16 protein-coding genes and 1 riboswitch are annotated in these 16,552 nt (G+C 56.2%); of the genes, 12 read left to right on the forward strand and 4 right to left on the reverse strand.

Going from position 1 to position 16,552, the window contains the following annotated elements:
- The first annotated feature begins 147 nt into the window (after nucleotides 1-147).
- Nucleotides 148-1,407, forward strand: a complete 1,260-nt coding sequence (gene waaA, locus ACUN9X_RS05880; protein WP_445472464.1) for a lipid IV(A) 3-deoxy-D-manno-octulosonic acid transferase — start codon at nucleotides 148-150, stop codon at nucleotides 1,405-1,407.
- Between the two features lie 95 nt (nucleotides 1,408-1,502).
- Here the strand turns inward: waaA and ACUN9X_RS05885 are convergent, their stop codons facing one another.
- The gene (locus tag ACUN9X_RS05885) at nucleotides 1,503-2,885 is read right to left on the reverse strand and encodes a TolC family outer membrane protein (protein WP_260038873.1); all 1,383 of its coding nucleotides are present in this window, start codon (nucleotides 2,883-2,885) and stop codon (nucleotides 1,503-1,505) included.
- Between ACUN9X_RS05885 and ACUN9X_RS05890 the strand changes: the two genes are divergently transcribed.
- The 8 genes from ACUN9X_RS05890 (at nucleotide 2,884) to ACUN9X_RS05925 (ending at nucleotide 9,793) form a co-directional block, all read left to right on the forward strand.
- Nucleotides 2,884-3,072 (forward strand): hypothetical protein, encoded by a 189-nt coding sequence (locus ACUN9X_RS05890; RefSeq protein WP_445472465.1) that lies wholly within the window; start codon nucleotides 2,884-2,886, stop codon nucleotides 3,070-3,072. The genes ACUN9X_RS05885 and ACUN9X_RS05890 overlap by 2 nt on opposite strands.
- A riboswitch (TPP riboswitch) is annotated at nucleotides 3,038-3,171 on the forward strand. Its footprint overlaps the gene before it by 35 nt.
- Before the next feature lie 101 nt (nucleotides 3,172-3,272).
- The gene (thiC, locus tag ACUN9X_RS05895; protein WP_445472466.1) at nucleotides 3,273-5,153 is read left to right on the forward strand and encodes a phosphomethylpyrimidine synthase ThiC; all 1,881 of its coding nucleotides are present in this window, start codon (nucleotides 3,273-3,275) and stop codon (nucleotides 5,151-5,153) included.
- Nucleotides 5,154-5,259: 106 nt separating this feature from the next.
- Complete coding sequence (locus ACUN9X_RS05900) at nucleotides 5,260-5,889, forward strand: NUDIX domain-containing protein (RefSeq protein ID WP_260038875.1); 630 nt, start codon at nucleotides 5,260-5,262, stop codon at nucleotides 5,887-5,889.
- Nucleotides 5,889-6,374, forward strand: a complete 486-nt coding sequence (locus tag ACUN9X_RS05905) for a DUF1249 domain-containing protein (RefSeq protein ID WP_445472467.1) — start codon at nucleotides 5,889-5,891, stop codon at nucleotides 6,372-6,374. Before ACUN9X_RS05900 ends, ACUN9X_RS05905 begins: the two co-directional genes overlap by 1 nt.
- A gap of 134 nt (nucleotides 6,375-6,508) precedes the next feature.
- Nucleotides 6,509-7,348: a 3',5'-cyclic-AMP phosphodiesterase gene (gene cpdA / locus ACUN9X_RS05910; RefSeq protein ID WP_445472468.1), complete on the forward strand. Its 840-nt coding sequence runs from the start codon at nucleotides 6,509-6,511 to the stop codon at nucleotides 7,346-7,348.
- A 7-nt stretch (nucleotides 7,349-7,355) separates the two neighbouring features.
- The gene (locus ACUN9X_RS05915) at nucleotides 7,356-7,991 is read left to right on the forward strand and encodes a YqiA/YcfP family alpha/beta fold hydrolase (protein WP_260038878.1); all 636 of its coding nucleotides are present in this window, start codon (nucleotides 7,356-7,358) and stop codon (nucleotides 7,989-7,991) included.
- 73 nt (nucleotides 7,992-8,064) lie between these two features.
- On the forward strand, nucleotides 8,065-8,457 hold the full coding sequence (gene gcvH / locus ACUN9X_RS05920; protein ID WP_260038879.1) for a glycine cleavage system protein GcvH: 393 nt from the start codon (nucleotides 8,065-8,067) through the stop codon (nucleotides 8,455-8,457).
- Between the two features lie 142 nt (nucleotides 8,458-8,599).
- Complete coding sequence (locus ACUN9X_RS05925; protein ID WP_445472469.1) at nucleotides 8,600-9,793, forward strand: class I SAM-dependent rRNA methyltransferase; 1,194 nt, start codon at nucleotides 8,600-8,602, stop codon at nucleotides 9,791-9,793.
- A 79-nt stretch (nucleotides 9,794-9,872) separates the two neighbouring features.
- On the opposite strand, the gene ACUN9X_RS05930 is transcribed toward ACUN9X_RS05925, so the two are convergent.
- Nucleotides 9,873-10,976, reverse strand: coding sequence for an imelysin family protein (locus ACUN9X_RS05930; RefSeq protein ID WP_445472470.1), 1,104 nt, complete (start codon nucleotides 10,974-10,976; stop codon nucleotides 9,873-9,875).
- Between the two features lie 6 nt (nucleotides 10,977-10,982).
- A complete protein-coding gene (locus ACUN9X_RS05935) occupies nucleotides 10,983-11,639 on the reverse strand; it encodes a histidinol-phosphatase (RefSeq protein ID WP_260038882.1) in 657 nt (218 codons plus the stop codon).
- A gap of 267 nt (nucleotides 11,640-11,906) precedes the next feature.
- Here ACUN9X_RS05935 and ACUN9X_RS05940 point away from each other — a divergent pair, with 267 nt between their 5' ends.
- From ACUN9X_RS05940 to ACUN9X_RS05950, 3 genes are all read left to right on the forward strand, one after another.
- A complete protein-coding gene (locus ACUN9X_RS05940; RefSeq protein WP_260038883.1) occupies nucleotides 11,907-12,428 on the forward strand; it encodes an RNA pyrophosphohydrolase in 522 nt (173 codons plus the stop codon).
- A gap of 6 nt (nucleotides 12,429-12,434) precedes the next feature.
- Nucleotides 12,435-14,744 carry a phosphoenolpyruvate--protein phosphotransferase gene (ptsP, locus tag ACUN9X_RS05945; protein ID WP_445472471.1) on the forward strand — a complete coding sequence of 770 codons (2,310 nt, stop codon included), beginning with the start codon at nucleotides 12,435-12,437 and terminating at the stop codon, nucleotides 14,742-14,744.
- A 131-nt stretch (nucleotides 14,745-14,875) separates the two neighbouring features.
- On the forward strand, nucleotides 14,876-16,123 hold the full coding sequence (locus ACUN9X_RS05950) for a patatin-like phospholipase family protein (protein WP_445472472.1): 1,248 nt from the start codon (nucleotides 14,876-14,878) through the stop codon (nucleotides 16,121-16,123).
- Nucleotides 16,124-16,180: 57 nt separating this feature from the next.
- On the opposite strand, the gene ACUN9X_RS05955 is transcribed toward ACUN9X_RS05950, so the two are convergent.
- Nucleotides 16,181-16,543 carry a DUF971 domain-containing protein gene (locus tag ACUN9X_RS05955; protein WP_260038886.1) on the reverse strand — a complete coding sequence of 121 codons (363 nt, stop codon included), beginning with the start codon at nucleotides 16,541-16,543 and terminating at the stop codon, nucleotides 16,181-16,183.
- Between the last annotated feature and the right edge of the window lie 9 nt (nucleotides 16,544-16,552).

Below are 16,552 nucleotides of genomic sequence, written 5' to 3' on the forward strand. Positions count from 1 at the left end.
TTGTTGCTTGGAACCCTGTTCGGCGGTTGCCGGAATCTGTTTCGTTTGGACGTTATCGGGCGTTGTTGCGATGAATCATGTTGCCGGCCGGTGGCGTCGAAATCTATACGTTAGAATGACTGTATACGGATGTGACACGGAGTGTTAATGCTTCACTTTTTATACTCAACGCTTTTCCGCCTGATATTGCCATTTGTACTGATCCGTCTGTGGTGGCACGGCCGTCGAAGCCCAGACACCATGGATCACTGGCGAGAGCGCCTGGGTTATATCGCCCGCCAGCCCCAGCCTGTGATCTGGGTGCATGCGGTGTCTGTGGGTGAAACCATAGCCGCTGCGCCACTGGTTCGCGAGCTGCAACGACGGCGCCCGGATGTTCGTATTCTGATGACGGCAATGACCGGCACAGGCCGTGCCCGTGCTCAGGCGATGTTTGGCGATAGTGTGGACTATGCCTTTTCGCCCTATGACACACCGGGATCAGTCAGGCGTTTTCTTATGCGAGCCAGACCGCGGGCACTCGTTATTATGGAAACTGAAATCTGGCCCAACATGATTGAGCGAACGTCCGCTGCCGGCACGCCGATATTTCTGATCAACGCCCGCATGTCGGCACGTTCGGCCAAAGGCTATCTTCGCTTGCATAAAGCCTCCCGTGATTTGTTGCGTCATCTTGACTGGATAGCGGCTCAGGCAGCCTCGGACGCCCGGCGCTTTGAGGACATCGGGGCTCTGCCGTCGGCGGTTTCGGTGACAGGCAGTATCAAGTTTGATGTGGATATTTCCCCCGATCTGCGTCGTCGGGCCGGCGAATTGCGCCGTGAAATGGGTGACGCCCGTCCGGTCTGGATTGCTGCAAGCACGCACGAAGGGGAGGACAGCCAGATTCTCGATGCACATCAACGTGTACTGGATACCTTTCCTGATGCGTTGCTCGTGCTGGTGCCCCGGCATCCCGAACGGTTCGATGATGTTGCCGAGCTGATCAACCGAAAAAAACTCTCCTGTTACCGTCGTTCGGCCGGTCAGGTGGGCGCAGACTGCCAGGTCTATCTCGGCGATACCATGGGTGAACTGCTGATGCTTTACGGAGCGGCAGACCTTGCTTTTGTAGGTGGATCACTCATTGAGCGGGGTGGCCACAATCCGCTTGAGCCCGCCGCGTGGGAGACGGGCGTTGTCTCGGGACCGCACGTATTCAACTTTTCGGATATTTATGATCGGCTGAGGAAAGGCGAAGCCTTGAAAACCGTAGATGACAGTGCATCACTGGGTGACGTTGTGCTCGAGTGTTTGGGTAGTGAGAGTGCAGGTAAGACCTTGGGAAGCAATGCGCTGGCAGTTGTAAATGCGAACCGAGGCGCCCTCAACAAAGTGGTTGAGGGCATCCTTGAAAAGCTGAAATAGAGAGGGCGCCTTCAAGTCATCAGTGCATGATTTGAAGGCGCCCACTGAAACACACGCACCTGAGGCTCATAGCCGGCGCGTGTGTTCCTGCGCAGTTAAGGCGTGGTCATTGGATCCGTTGTTTTGCTTTCGTTGGCCTGGGCTTCAATGCCGGGTGCCGCTGCACTCAGCCACTGATTCAGGTCAACCAGATCCTGCGGGCTTAGCGTGCCTGCGACCAGTTTTAGGTTCAGTGTGTTGATCACGTAGTCGTAGCGTGCGTTTGCGAAGTCCCGCAGCGCAATGTAATAGTTCCTTTCGGCATCAAGTACTTCCACGATATTCCGTGTCCCTACATCGTAGCCCGCACGGGTGGCATCCAGTGCGCTGCGCCGTGAAACAATCGTCTGGTCCTGCGCTTTTACGGTTTCGAGGTTCGAGTTAACGGTGCGGTAGAAGCTGCGCGCGTTGACACGCACATCGCGGCGAACCGTGTTGAGGTTCTGGTCAGCAACTGTCACCTGCGCGCGCTGCTGACGGATGCTCGCTTCCGTCCCGTTACCCTGATAAAGCGGCACGTTCAGTTGCAAGGCCACGACGCCTTCATCGGTTGTGCCGTCTCGGGTTGCCTGCAATGGAGACGTGGCGCCGATACCGTCAAGTTCAGTTTCGGTGTAGCTGGCGGTAAAGTCCAGAGTCGGGTAATGGCCGGACTTGGCGACATCAAGCAGTGAGCGATTGGCCTGCAGGGTGTACGCCGCAGATTGAATGCGCCAGTTCTGTTCGAGTGCGATGTTCTCCCATGCTGCCGGATCTTGCGGCGAGGGGCGTGAAAGCGGGAAATCCTGACGCAGATTGTCAAGATCGTCTGCATATTCGCCGATCAGGCGGCTCAATTGCTCGCGGGCGATATCCAGATCGTTTTCTGCCGTGATGCGTTCGCTCTTGGTGGCGTCGTAAGTCGCACGGGATTCGTAAACTTCAGTAATGGCGATAAGACCTACGTCGTACCGTTCCTGCGCCTGATCGTATTGGCGTTCAAAGGCCGCTTCCGCTGCGCCAACAGTCGTCAGATTATCCTCGGCTCGCAGCACGTTGAAGTACGCTGTGGCGACATCAAGAATGAGCTGTTGCTGCGCCAGGCTGTATTCGGCCCGGGCGCTATCGCTCTGGAACTGGCTGGCGTCAAAATTGAACCAGGCATCAGCCCTGAAGATAGGTTGTGTCAGTTCTGCTCCGTAGCTATATGCCTTGTAGGAGTCGTCCTGAATGTCACCGTTGGAATCGGTGTGTTGAGCGTTACCGAATGCGTTGATCTGCGGCAGGAGTTTACTGCGGCTGACATCAACATTGGCTTGCTGGGATTCATATGACGCTCTGGCGGAGGCAATGCCGGAGTCGTAGGCAAGAGCTTTTTCGTAGGCGTCAATCAGGTTGACGGCCATTGTCGGCTGAGCAATCAGCAGCCCAACAAGTCCGGAAAGAACAGACTTCTTCATGAATTCTCCTGCCTGGCAAAATGGGTTAAGCGATCAGCGATCCACATTATGGACAATAATCAATCCGATCTCTACACTTGCAAAAGTCACCTTTATATTGCCTGTAAGCCGCATCATGTCGCGGTTCAGGCTTGAACTGGTGATCTTACTGACGCGTCTTGACGGGGTGCTGGCATTGGCCGGCTGAGATTGCCCGGAGGAACCGCTGAATGCGCGCTCCTGCATGGCAAAACCCGCGAACCTGATCCGGTTAGTACCGGCGTAGGGATTTGAGACCTGACCTGCAATTCGGAATGCCATCATTGCTGCAATCGGCATGGTGTCATTTTTTATATTGTGCTCCGTCAAACGCGCCCACCCGTAATTAACATGTGGAGGGCTGTATTGATGGCCACGGATACCATTTCCTTTCTGAAAGACGCTGCCCAGGTCGACAAGGCAGCAATCGCGCCGCTCGCCGGGTCCAATAAAATCTACGTCACCGGCAGTCGCCCTGATATTCGCGTCCCCATGCGGGAAATTCACCTCAGTGCCACCCAGACTGCCAAGGGGCCGGAGCAGAACCCATCTGTGGTGGTGTATGACACGTCAGGCCCCTATACCGATCCCCAGGAAGATATCGATTTGCGACGCGGGCTCAAGCCTGTCCGGCATGCCTGGATTGATGAGCGCAGAGATACCGAACAGCTGGCGGGCTACACCTCGGCGTTCACGCGCCGGCGCCTGAATGATCCTGCGCTTGATGTGCTTAGGTTTGACGACAAGCGCCGGCCATTGCGAGCTCGCCCCGGTATGAATGTCAGTCAGATGCACTATGCGCGCAAGGGTATCGTGACACCGGAGATGGAGTTTATCGCCATCCGCGAGAACCTGAAGCTACAGGACGCCAGAGAGCGAGGATTGCTTGAAACACAGCACCCCGGTCAGTCACTGGGGGCGAGGATTCCTGCGCAGATAACACCGGAGTTTGTGCGCGAAGAAGTGGCCAGCGGACGGGCTGTTATACCGGCCAATATTAATCATCCGGAACTGGAGCCGATGATTATTGGCCGTAACTTTCTGGTCAAGATTAATGGCAATATCGGCAACTCCGCGGTCAGTTCGTCCATTGAGGAAGAAGTGGAAAAACTTACCTGGGCAACCCGCTGGGGCTCAGATACGGTGATGGACCTGTCGACCGGGAAGAACATCCACGAAACCCGGGAGTGGATAATTCGCAATTCCCCGGTACCCATCGGCACGGTGCCAATCTATCAGGCGCTTGAGAAGGTCAATGGCGTCGCCGAGGATCTGAGCTGGGAGGTGTTCCGCGATACCCTGATCGAGCAGGCAGAGCAGGGCGTTGATTACTTTACGATCCACGCAGGTGTGCGCTTGCATCATGTGCCCATGACAGCAAAACGCATCACCGGCATTGTGTCCCGTGGCGGCTCGATCATGGCCAAATGGTGTCTGGCGCATCATACCGAGAGTTTTCTGTACACCCATTTTGAAGACATCTGCGAAATCATGAAAGCCTACGACGTGTCGTTCAGCCTGGGCGATGGTCTGCGGCCGGGCTGTATTGCCGATGCCAATGATGCGGCGCAGTTCGGCGAACTGGAAACCCTTGGTGAGCTAACCAAAATTGCATGGAAGCACGATGTGCAGGTGATGATCGAAGGGCCGGGCCACGTGCCGATGCATCTCATCAAGGAGAATATGGACAAGCAGCTCGAGTGCTGTGATGAGGCGCCATTTTATACGCTGGGCCCCCTGACAACTGATATTGCGCCAGGTTATGACCACATCACATCCGGTATTGGTGCGGCGATGATTGGCTGGTTTGGTTGTGCAATGCTCTGTTATGTCACGCCGAAAGAACATCTTGGGCTGCCTAACAAGGATGACGTCAAAACCGGCATTATTACGTACAAAATTGCTGCCCACGCGGCTGATCTTGCCAAAGGCCATCCCGGAGCCCAGTTGCGTGATGATGCCCTGTCGCGTGCGCGTTTCGAGTTCCGTTGGGAAGATCAGTTCAACCTGGGGCTGGACCCCGACACGGCTCGCGCATTTCACGATGAAACCCTGCCAAAGGATTCGGCCAAGGTGGCGCACTTTTGTTCCATGTGCGGTCCAAAATTCTGTTCCATGAAAATATCCCAGGAAGTTCGGGATTACGCAGAGGCGAACGGGCTGGCTGAAGATCAGGTCAAGAAGGACGGCATGCAACTGAAATCGGAGGAGTTTCTGAATGCCGGTAGCCGGTTGTACGACAAAATATGACGCGCTCACGCTGACCCGAAGGTGAGCGGACTGTCATGCCGGGGGCTTGAAACCCGAGCCTCCGCGCGTCTATTGTTCTGCTTCACTCGCCACAATAGACTGGGTTATGCCACAGAAGAAAACAGCACCGTTTCAGTTTGACGCTAACGATGTGCGCATCGAATCACAGGAACCCCTGTACCAGGGCTTTTTCCGAATGGATCGGTTGCGGCTCAGTCATGCCCGTTTTGATGGCAGTTACACCGGTACGATTGATCGTGAAATGTTTCTCAGAGGGGATGCGACCTGCGTTCTGCCGTATGATCCGGTGCGTGATGAGGTCGTATTACTGGAGCAGTTCAGACCCGGTGCTCTCTGGCGTGATCAGTCCCCCTGGTTGCTGGAGTTGATCGCGGGTATGAACGAACCCGGGGAGACTCCGGAGGACGTCGCCCATCGTGAAGCAGAGGAAGAGGCCGGTCTTGAATTCCGGCGGCTCGAGAGAATCTGTGACTATCTGGTGTCGCCGGGTGGCACAACTGAAATGGTGTCCCTTTACGCTGGCTGGGTTAGCACTGAAAACGCGGGCGGTCTGTTTGGTATCGCAGCCGAGAATGAGGATATCCGCGCTCATGTATTTACCGCTGATGAGGCTCTGGCCATGCTGGCGGACGGTACAATCAATAATGCTGCCGCGATTATTTCGCTGCAATGGCTGACGATACACCGTGCAAGACTTCGAGAAAGCTGGTCCTGATGATGAAAACAGCAATGTCAGTGCGCAGAAAAAAGCAGTACGTGCCCGACCTTCAACGGTTTGGTGCTCTGTGCGAGGCCAATTATGGCCGATTGCAGCGCTTGCGCCGTTTGGCAAAGCAGCACAATGATATTGCCGAGTTTGAGCTGCAGGACAGTGATCGCTATTTTGGTCGGGTGCGTATTGAGCAGATTCAGGAGTCCAGGTTCACCGAGACTTTATTGCTCGAGCAAGTACACAACGCTGGCCGCTGGCTCAACAACCCGCAACTGACTGTGCGGGTTTATCATGACGCTCTGGTGGCAGAGGTCATCAGTTGCCGTCGATATCGTCGCATCGAGGCGATTAACAATTACCCTAACCAGTTTATGCACCATCCGGACGAAAAAGCTCAGGTGAATGCTTTTCTGGCTGATTGGTTGGGCTTTTGCCTGCGGTTTGGTCATGTGCCGGCCGAGAACATTGCCTGGCCGGTGGTCGATTAAATACCAGACGCCAAACGTTGCGCAGAGTTAATGTGACAGGTCTTCAGGAACCCGTATGCACTATTCGCTAATATGTCCTGACGCGCATCTGTAATAGTTTGCCAACTCATACCCGCCAAAGATAACGGCCAGACATGTCTTTTAGCCATTCACCTGACAAATCCAACGCTGCTGGCACCGAGCCCCGTTCCGGGCTGCGGGTGCTGCAAATTACTGATCCTCATTTGATGGCTGACCCGGCAGGCGAGCTTCTGGGCGTCAACACGCGGGATAGTCTGGACGCGGTAATCGCTCTGATTCAGGTCGAAGAAAGTGAGCCAGATGTCGTGGTGGTCAGTGGCGATATTGCACAGGATGGCTCGGAAGCGGCTTATCGCGCGTTTCAGGATCGCATGACGGCATTTTCCTGTCCGGTGATCTGGTTCGCCGGAAATCATGACAATGTCGAGGTGATGCAGAGTGTGATCGGCGGCACCGGGGCAGCACGCAAGCGTCTGGTTCTGGGCGGCTGGCAGCTGATTTTTCTGGATTCGTCCGTGCCCGGTAAAGTGCACGGCGAATTAACGCCATCCGAACTCGCCTTTCTTGAGGCCAGTCTTAGCGAGCATCCGGACTTGCCGGCGCTGATCGCGCTGCATCATCATCCGGTCGATATCGATTGTGACTGGATGTCGGATATCGGCTTGCGCAACCGGGATGAGCTAATGCAGATAGTGTCGCAGCATGGCCAGGTAAGGGGCGTGCTGTGGGGGCATATTCATCAACAGTGGGAAAACTGCCAGGGGAGTGTCCGGCTGATGGCGACGCCATCGACCTGTATTCAGTTTGCACCGGAATCCTCCGGTTTCTCTGTTGATGGGCTGGCACCGGGCTATCGCTGGCTGGAGTTGTTTTCAGATGGTGACATCGCCAGCCATGTGCGCCGGGCCACCGATTTCGAGTTTTCGATTGATATGAACAGCCAGGGGTATTGAACCACCGATGTCAGCATCCGATTCTGAGCAAGCATCCAACCGACCCGGCCTGATTTATCTGCATGGTTTCAGGAGTTCGCCGCAGTCTGACAAGGTGACCGAATTGCGCCAGTGGCTCGATTCGCATCAGGTGCCGGTAGAACTGCATGTACCGGATCTCGGATTCGAACCTGCAGAGGCGATTCAACGTGTGTCGGATATCGTGGAGTGTTTCGGTGACCGTCCATGTGGATTGATGGGGAGCTCCCTTGGGGGCTACTACGCCAGCGTCGTGGCGGCCCGGCACCGGCTCAGAGCTGTGCTGATCAATCCCGCCGTTGCGCCTTATCAATTGCTGGACGGCTATATCGGTACGCAAACCAATCTGTATACCGGCGAGGCGTTCGAGGTCACGCGGGATCACATGCTGCAGCTGCAAGAGATGGAGCCGGGAGCGTCGCTGAATACGGCTGATCTGATGGTGTTGCTGCAGACGGCAGACGAAACGCTGGACTACCGAGATGCTTGCCGTCGTTACAGCAGCGCCTCGCAATGGATTCAGCCCGGTGGCGATCACCGGTTTCAGAATTTCCCTCGCGTATTGCCTGCCGCCATGGCATTTCTTGGTATTCCCTTGCCCGATACCCTCATGCCCCGCGACTGATATCGCATCGCTATTCAGTGAACTCGGTTAAATAGGTTAAACTGCCGAAAATTTCATTTAGGGTGTGCGCGCAATGAGTCAGATTCCTGCCGATCTCAAATACATCGAAACTCACCAGTGGGTAAGGGTTGCTGATGATGGCACCGCTACCGTTGGTGTCACTGACTTTGCCCAGGACCAGTTGGGCGATGTGGTTTTTGTGGAGCTACCAGAGCTGGGCGCTACCGTCACCGGTGGTGAAGAGGCGGGTGTCGCCGAGTCAGTCAAGTCCGCTTCGGACGTGTTCAGCCCTGTCACCGGTGAAGTTATCGAGATCAACGAGAGTCTTGAGGACGAGCCGGAGAAACTGAACGAAGACCCGTATGGCGAAGGCTGGCTGTTCCGTGTGCGTCTGTCAGATGCAGGCGAAATCGATGGCCTTATGGAAGCTGATGCCTACGCTGACATGGTCGCTGACGCCGAGTAAGCGATGATCTCCGGGCAGGTGCCGCCTGCCCGAATACCTGTTTAACCTGTTTGCGACGCTCTTTGGGGTGTTCGCTTCATGGTCTTCACTCCTTCGAGCCCGTATAATTCAGCCCCCTCCAGTCAAGAACGCGAGTCCTGTTATGTTTCCCAAGCTTTATCTGCGCAAGGGCGCCGAACGCCGCCTCCGGTCCGGTCATCTCTGGGTTTACAGCAACGAGGTGGATATCCGCCGCAGCCCGTTGACAGAGTTTGAGCCGGGTGTTCAGGCACAGCTTGTTGCGTCAAACGACAAGGCGCTGGGAACTGTCTTCGTTAATCCGCACGCCTTGATCTGCGGTCGTCTGATCAGTCGTAATCCCGAGCACGGCATGACGCCGCAGCGCCTGTCTCATCGACTGGAACTGGCGCTGTCATTGCGCGAATCGCTGTTTGACAAGCCGTTTTATCGCTGGGTGTTCGGCGATGGCGACGGCCTTTCGGGGCTGGTCATTGATCGCTATGGTGATGTGGTGGTGATCCAGATATCCACTGCGGGCATGGAAAGCTTGCGCGAGTCGCTTGTTCGCGCGGTTCAGAAGTTGGTACATCCGCGCAGCATCGTGTTCAAGAACGACGGCAAAATGCGCAGCGTTGAAGGGCTGGAAAGTTATGTCGATGTGCCTTTCGGGGATGCTGTCGACACCCTGCAGGTTGAAGAAAACGGCGTGCGGTTTGAGGCGCCACTCATGGATGGACAAAAGACCGGCTGGTTCTATGATCACCGGCTGAACCGCCGACGCCTGCAAGCTTACGCGCCGGGCAAGCGCGTGCTTGATGTGTTCAGCTATATCGGTGGCTGGGGCATACAGGCCGCAGCTGCGGGGGCCGAGTCGGTGACTTGTGTGGACAGTTCTCGCCAGGCGCTGGACGGCGTCCTGCATAACGCCAGCCTTAACGGGCTGGCGAATGTCGATACCCTTGAAGGCGATGCCTTTGCCGTGCTCAAAGACCTGTGCGACCAGAAAGAAAAGTACGACATCGTGGTGCTGGATCCTCCGGCGTTGATCCCCCGGCGTCGCGACCAGAAAACCGGCGAACAGGCGTATGCGCGCTTGAACCAGCTGGGATTGCGGCTGCTCGATCGGGAAGGCCTGCTGGTATCTGCTTCCTGCTCCATGCACCTGTCTGGCGAAAAGCTGGTCGACATCATTCGGGGGAGCGGCCGGAAAATCGACCGCTTTGTGCAGTTGCTCGAGCAGGGGCATCAGGCGCCCGATCACCCGGTTGTTCCGGGCATCCCCGAAACCGACTACATCAAAAGCTGCTTTGTTCGCTCGTTGACCGGCTTTATCTGACGGGTCGCCGAGCGCTTGTTCGACCCGGATGACGCGTCATCCGGTGAGGTCTCCCTATTGCCGGGCAGTGCCCCGCCTTTTACTCATCTGTTGAGTTTGCTGAAAGCGCCAGGGTCGTCACTTCATCGCTGATGTCGGCCAGCGTCTGCTTCGCCGCCGCAATGTTTTCAGTTGCCGGCGCCTCTTTTATGACTATTTTTTTCAGCTGATCGGCCAGGGTGGCGAGCTTGGTCCCGATAGTCTTTGTTGTTTCACCTGAATCTGGGTTCAGCATGGGTAGCCAGTCCTGTCCCATTGCTGACGTTATCGCGGTCAGTTCGTCAAAGTCTGTCAAGACTTGTGGGCTGTGTGCCAGCGGCATGCCATTCCGGTCTTCGCCTTCTGGATGCTTCGTCCAGGCGTCAAGTGTCGTACCGACCGTATCGGCGAGTTGCCGCTCAAGCCGCGTGATCGCTTTGTTGGGGTGTGCTGTCAATCTGGCCAACCCTTGAATCAGATGAGCCTGATTCGGCGCCTGGCAGAGAGCGGCGGCATCTTTTTTTAGCGCCAGCGTAATGACCCGGAGTAGATTCTGTCGCCGCTCCGGTGCGTCGATGTGGTCCGCTGCCTGCTTTTCGCTACCGGCAAAGGTGGCGACCACTTTTTCAGGCTTGGGTGTGGCGGGTGGCCAGAGTAGTGACTCAATCGGGTGAAAGCCCAGTGTCAGGTAGAAAAAGTCGGTTGACTGGTGCTCCTTGCGCAAGAACTCCGGCGTCAGTGGTACCTCGGAGTAAACCAGCCCACTGCGGGGGTAGCCTGGAACCTGATCCAGATACCCCGGTAGCATCGGATGTGCGTCCACTGAATCGCGATCTGACTTGATCTGCGGTGGCTGCAGGTCAGCCAGCAGATACAGGGTGTGCAGGGCGCGATAGGCCAGGTGCGCGTCTTTCCATGCGGTGCGGGCCGAGGCCAGAGTTGTCTGGTCCGGTGATGCCACGAAGCCGGTCGCCGCGTCGGACAAGGCGCTGGTCGTGGAGCAGACTGCTTCGCTGCGGGCATTCACCTGTTGCCGGATGGCGTCGGGTATTTGGGGCTCTTGAGATGTCGAAGACGATTCTGGCGCCACCTCGGGCGGTGGCGTTGGCTCCGAACAGGCTGTGGTGAGCATTGCCAGTAGTAAAACAGTAGCGATCCGTGCCATGTCTTGTTAGTCCCTCAGAGTCATAATTGGCCACTCCCGCTCGCGTGCAACTGCAGCGAGCTTTGGATCCGGATCAACCGCAACCGGATGGTTTACTTGCTCCAGCAGTGGGAGGTCGTTGTGCGAGTCGCTGTAGAACCAGGTCTCCCTTTGCAGTGTCTCGCGGTCTTCCAGCCAGTGCTGCAGGCGGGTCACTTTGCCCTGCTGGAAGCTTGGAATGCCCGCCACCTGACCGGTGTAACGACCGTCTTTCATTTCGGCTTCCGTCGCAATCAGGTCATCGACGCCCAGCAAATCCGCAATGGGCTGGGTTACAAACCGGTTGGTCGCGGTAATAATTAACAGGTAATGGCCTTGCTGACGGTGGTGATCAAGAAGCTGACGGGCCTTTTCAAGCATGATTGGCTGAATACGTTCCTCGACGAAGCGGGCGCGTAGTTGATGCAGTGTGGCCTCATCGTGATCGGCCAGCGGTTTAAGCGCAAACGACAGATAATTCAGGATATCGAGACTGCCGTCGAGATATTCCTGGTAGAAGCGGTCGTTGGCTTTCTCATAGACCCCGGCATCGACGATGCCTTCCGCCACCAGAAAATCGCCCCAGGCGTGGTCGCTGTCTCCACTGATTAAGGTGTTATCGAGGTCAAAGATGGCAAGTGTCACGTTGGTGATCCTTCATTTCTGGCGTGTGGGGTGTGACTGGTAAGTCGCGCATTCTAGCATGCTATCAAATGATGGGTTGTCGTTTGCCCGCCGGTACGCTTTCTGCAAGAATGAAGGCAACTTAGGCAAATTGCGGATTGTCGGAAAGCAGTTGTTTTACCCGGTCGGGAGCGGATCTTGTCGCTGTCCGGCCAAGTCTACTTAACGGGTATTACAAGCATAGAGAGGCCGGCACCCATTGCTCATCATTTCATACAGGTTAACACTGTGATCGACTCCGACGGTTTTAGGCCCAATGTCGGAATCATTCTGGCGAACCATCGGGGAGAATTACTCTGGGCACGACGGATCGGACAGGACGCATGGCAGTTCCCTCAGGGCGGGATCAATTCTCATGAATCCCCCGAAGAGGCGCTCTACCGCGAACTGGGCGAAGAGGTTGGATTGGGGCAGCATGATGTTGAAATCATCAGCTGCACTCGAGGCTGGCTGAGATACCGTCTGCCACGGCGTATGGTGCGTCATCATTCGCACCCGGTGTGTATCGGGCAAAAACAGAAATGGTTCCTGCTGCGGTTGTTGTCTCCCGATGCGAATGTACGTGTCGATGGTACGGACTCGCCCGAATTTGATGGTTGGGAGTGGGTCAGCTATTGGTACCCGCTAGGGCAGGTTGTGTCTTTCAAGCGTGAGGTATACCGGCGCGCGCTCAGGGAGCTGGCGCCAAGGTTATTTCACAACATGGAGCAGCGGCAGGGAAAAACCGTGCTCCCGGACAGAATGGATTAAGCGTCTATGTTGACCACGCTGCGCAGTATTGTTCAGGAAGTGAATGGTGCCAGGGATCTTAATGAAGCCCTGGAAATCATCGTATCCCGCGTTCAGCGTGCCATGAATACTGAAGTCTGCTCGGTCTACCTGCTCGATCCGGACTCTAACCGCTATATCCTCATGGCGACCGAAGGTCTTTACAAAAAGGCTGTCGGTAACGTGAGTCTGGCGCATTCGGAAGGTCTGATTGGTCTGGTCGGTTCTCGTGAAGAACCGATCAATCTTGAAGATGCCACCGCGCATCCCCGCTACCGTTATTTTCCTGAAACCGGTGAAGAGCGTTTTCGTTCCTTTCTGGGTGTTCCCATTATTCACCATCGCCGGGTTCTTGGCGTGCTTGTTGTTCAGCAGCGCGAAAGTTCGCGTTGTTTTGATGAGGGGGAAGAGGCTTTTCTGGTGACCATCTCGGCCCAGTTGGCTGGCGTAATTGCCCACAGTGAAGCGACGGGTGCCATGAGCGGTTTGTCGCTCACCGGTCAGGCCTCTCACGATATTGGTTTCAAAGGCGTAGCGGGCTCGCCCGGTGTGGCGATTGGTACTGGCGTTGTGGTGTACCCGCCGGCCGATCTTGAAGCGGTGCCGGATAAGGAAGTAGACGACACCGAAGCGGAAAAGAATCTGTTCATGGCCGCAGTAATGTCGGTGCGCGAAGACATCGAACTGGTGGCCGAACGCTTGGCGCCGCAGCTCCGGCCAGAAGAACTCGCCCTGTTTGAAGTCTATCTGCGAATGCTTGACGACAACGCCCTGCCGGGCGAAGTCATGACCCGGATTATCGCGGGGCAATGGGCTCAGGGCGCGCTGAAGCAGGTGGTTCAACAGTACGTACGCCACTTTGAAAAGATGGGCGATTTGTATCTGAGTGAGCGGGCGGTGGATATCCGGGATCTCGGACGGCGTCTGCTGGCTCATCTTCAGGAAGGGAACCAGGAAGAACTCGTCTATCCCCAGGAAACGGTTCTGGTCAGTGATGAACTGACGCCGGCGATGCTGGGCGAAGTGCCAAGAGGCCAGTTGGTTGGTCTGGTCTCCGTGCGCGGGTCCAGTAACTCCCACGTCGCCATTCTCGCCCGTGCCATGGGGGTTCCGACTGTCATGGGCATGATCGATATGCCGGTGAACCAGCTCAACGGCCGGGAGCTTGTGGTCGACGGTTTTGAAGGTCAGATCTACGCCTCGCCGTCGGCCGACCTGCGGCTGTTTTACCAGGAAATCTGCGACGAGGAAGATGCGCTGTTCCGCGGACTTGAAGAGCTGCGCGATAAACCCTGCATCACCACGGATGGCAGACGGGTGCCGCTGCTGGTAAATACAGGCCTGATGACTGATGTCGTGCGATCACTGAGTCACGGTGCTGAAGGTATCGGGCTCTATCGCACCGAAGTGCCTTTCATGATTAACGAGCGCTTTCCGTCTGAACAAGAGCAGCGGGCTTATTATCGCGAGCAGCTGGAGGCCTTTGCTCCCAACGATGTCACCATGCGAACGCTGGATATCGGTGGCGACAAGGCGTTGAGTTATTTTCCGATCAGTGAAGAGAACCCCTTCCTTGGCTGGCGGGGGATCCGGGTGACACTGGATCATCCCGAGATATTTTTGGTGCAGGTGCGAGCCATGCTCAAGGCCAGCGATGGCCTGAATAACCTGCGAATCATGTTGCCGATGATCAGCAACGTGTCCGAAGTAGAAGAGTCGCTGCATCTGATTTACCGGGTTTACCACGAGGTGCGGGAAGAGGGATACGATATCCAGATGCCCAAGGTGGGCGTGATGATCGAGATTCCCGCTGCTGTGTATCAGGTGCGAGATCTGTCGCACCGGGTCGATTTCCTGTCAGTGGGCTCGAATGACCTGACCCAGTATCTGCTGGCAGTGGATCGCAACAACCCCCGGGTGGCGTCTTTATATCACTCATTCCATCCGGCGGTACTGCACGCGTTGGTGAAAATTGCCAACGATGCCCATGATGCGGGAACACCCGTGAGCATATGTGGCGAACTGGCCGGGGATCCGGGTGGCGCCGTATTGCTGATGGCAATGGGCTACGATGCCTTGTCGATGAATGCTGCCAGCCTGCCGAAGGTGAAGTCGGTGATTCGAAGTATTGATTCGGAATGGGCCGTCAAGCTGTTGCACGATGTGCTCGATCTGGACTCGCCACATGTCATAAAAAGCTGTGTCGATCTTGCGCTGCGCCGTGCCGGGTTCGGGCGGTATCTGCGCCCCGGTCGCTTATCGGGTGAGGCTCCGGCTGCAGCGCCGGCCAGCTCCTGAAGTAGCGGCTATACCGCCAATAGGGTGTTTACTCTAGAAGGCGCTGATAGCGTATAGGGCATGAGCGCTCAACACTATCTGTACTGAGCTTGCCTAATGAACGTTGATCACAGCCATAAACCGGGAATGCGATGACGGTAACCAAGACTTCGGAACGCAATAAAAAGCCGCCAATTGGCCTCGCCCTTGGTGGTGGCGGACCACTGGGCGGTATTTATGAAATAGGCGCTCTCAGGGCGCTCGACGAAGCGCTGGATGGCATTGATTTCAATGATCTGAATGTCTATGTGGGCGTCAATGCCGGCTCATTTGTTGCCGCCAATCTGGCCAACCAGATGACAACCGCCCAGTTGTGCCGGATCTTCGTCAAGAACGAAGCCGAAGTGCATCCATTCCATCCCGAAGTTTTTTACCGTCCGGCGTTTGCCGAAATCGGCCGCCGTCTGCTCGCGGTGCCTGGGCTGCTGGCCAGTGCGTTGGGGCGTTTTGTTGATAATCCTTATGACCAAAGCCTGCTGGAAGCCCTGACGATCTTGTCGCAGGCCGCGCCGGCTGGCTTATTCGATAACGAAGGGCTGCATGAATATCTAGAGCGTGCATTCAGCATGCTGGGGCGCAGCAATGATTTCCGCCAGTTGCGTCGCAGTCTCTATATTGTGGCCGCAGATGTGGAGAGCACTGAAGCAGTGTGCTTTGGCGCACCTGGATTCGATCATGTGCCGATTTCGAAGGCGATCCAGGCCAGTACCTCATCGCCCGGCCTCTATGTTCCGGTTGAGATCGACGGTCGTTACTATGTTGATGGCACTTTAAGGAAAGGGCTGCACGCCTCTGTTGCCTTTGAGGACGGTGCGGATCTGGTGTTTGCGGTCAATCCCCAGGTGCCAATCGATGCCAGTGCAGCGGTGCGTGCCGGGACCATGAAACCAGGCGCGCTGACCCAGTCGGGAATGCCCAATGTATTGGCTCAGACCTTCAGAACCATGGTGTATTCGCGAATGCAGTCGGGTATCGCACAGTACGCCCGTGATTATCCGGACAAGGATATCGTGCTGTTTGAGCCCACCCGGGATGACGCCAAGCTGTACTTCTCGAACGTCTTCAGTTTCCAGTCACGCCGAATGGTGTGTGAGCACGCCTATCAGATGACCCGCCGTGACCTTCTCGAGCGTGCGGACGAGCTGGAGGCCACATTGGCGCCCTATGGCATTACCCTGCGCCGGGACCGCCTGGAAGACGATCAGCGCACGATCAGTACCAGTCTGTATGGTGAAATGCTGCCGCTGTACGTGGCCAAAGGGCGACGCAAGAAAGCCGCGCGTCAGCGGTTGTCGTCGGGGCTGGATAACGTCACAGATATTCTGCAGAAAGCGCTTTAAAGAGGCGGGCATCAGTCTTGACCGGCTCCACTCGTTGGCGAGCCGGTGAGTACGCATCTAGCCCCGCTGCCCACCTTCCTTTTCCAGCCGCGCCAGGTATTGCGCCCAGTGAGCGTCCTGATTGTCACCCAGATCTTTCAGGTAAGCCCAGGTAAACAACCCGGAATCGTGACCGTCGCTGAACGTCAGCTTCAGGGCGTAGTTACCAATCATGTTTGCGCCGGTAATCAACACGTCCCGCTTGCCTGTCTGCAGTGTGCCGGGCCCCATGCCGTGGCCACGTACTTCAGCCGAGGGTGAATAAACCCGCAGCAGCTCGAAAGGCAGTCCGACAACCTGGCCGCTGCCGTACTCAAGTTCAAGTAAACGGCTTTGTTTGCGGATGCGGATATCAGTTGGTCGATTATCAGGCGATGACATGGTCGCGGT

This window comes from Marinobacter sp. V032 (assembly GCF_052645435.1).

Coding starts and splice junctions, on each gene's coding strand:
- waaA (WP_445472464.1), top strand. CDS start 148: ATGCTTCACTTTTTATACTCAACGCTTTTCCGCCTGATATTGCCATTT.
- ACUN9X_RS05890 (WP_445472465.1), top strand. CDS start 2,884: ATGAATTCTCCTGCCTGGCAAAATGGGTTAAGCGATCAGCGATCCACA.
- ACUN9X_RS05885 (WP_260038873.1), bottom strand. CDS start 2,885: ATGAAGAAGTCTGTTCTTTCCGGACTTGTTGGGCTGCTGATTGCTCAG.
- thiC (WP_445472466.1), top strand. CDS start 3,273: ATGGCCACGGATACCATTTCCTTTCTGAAAGACGCTGCCCAGGTCGAC.
- ACUN9X_RS05900 (WP_260038875.1), top strand. CDS start 5,260: ATGCCACAGAAGAAAACAGCACCGTTTCAGTTTGACGCTAACGATGTG.
- ACUN9X_RS05905 (WP_445472467.1), top strand. CDS start 5,889: ATGATGAAAACAGCAATGTCAGTGCGCAGAAAAAAGCAGTACGTGCCC.
- cpdA (WP_445472468.1), top strand. CDS start 6,509: ATGTCTTTTAGCCATTCACCTGACAAATCCAACGCTGCTGGCACCGAG.
- ACUN9X_RS05915 (WP_260038878.1), top strand. CDS start 7,356: ATGTCAGCATCCGATTCTGAGCAAGCATCCAACCGACCCGGCCTGATT.
- gcvH (WP_260038879.1), top strand. CDS start 8,065: ATGAGTCAGATTCCTGCCGATCTCAAATACATCGAAACTCACCAGTGG.
- ACUN9X_RS05925 (WP_445472469.1), top strand. CDS start 8,600: ATGTTTCCCAAGCTTTATCTGCGCAAGGGCGCCGAACGCCGCCTCCGG.
- ACUN9X_RS05930 (WP_445472470.1), bottom strand. CDS start 10,976: ATGGCACGGATCGCTACTGTTTTACTACTGGCAATGCTCACCACAGCC.
- ptsP (WP_445472471.1), top strand. CDS start 12,435: ATGTTGACCACGCTGCGCAGTATTGTTCAGGAAGTGAATGGTGCCAGG.
- ACUN9X_RS05950 (WP_445472472.1), top strand. CDS start 14,876: ATGACGGTAACCAAGACTTCGGAACGCAATAAAAAGCCGCCAATTGGC.
- ACUN9X_RS05955 (WP_260038886.1), bottom strand. CDS start 16,543: ATGTCATCGCCTGATAATCGACCAACTGATATCCGCATCCGCAAACAA.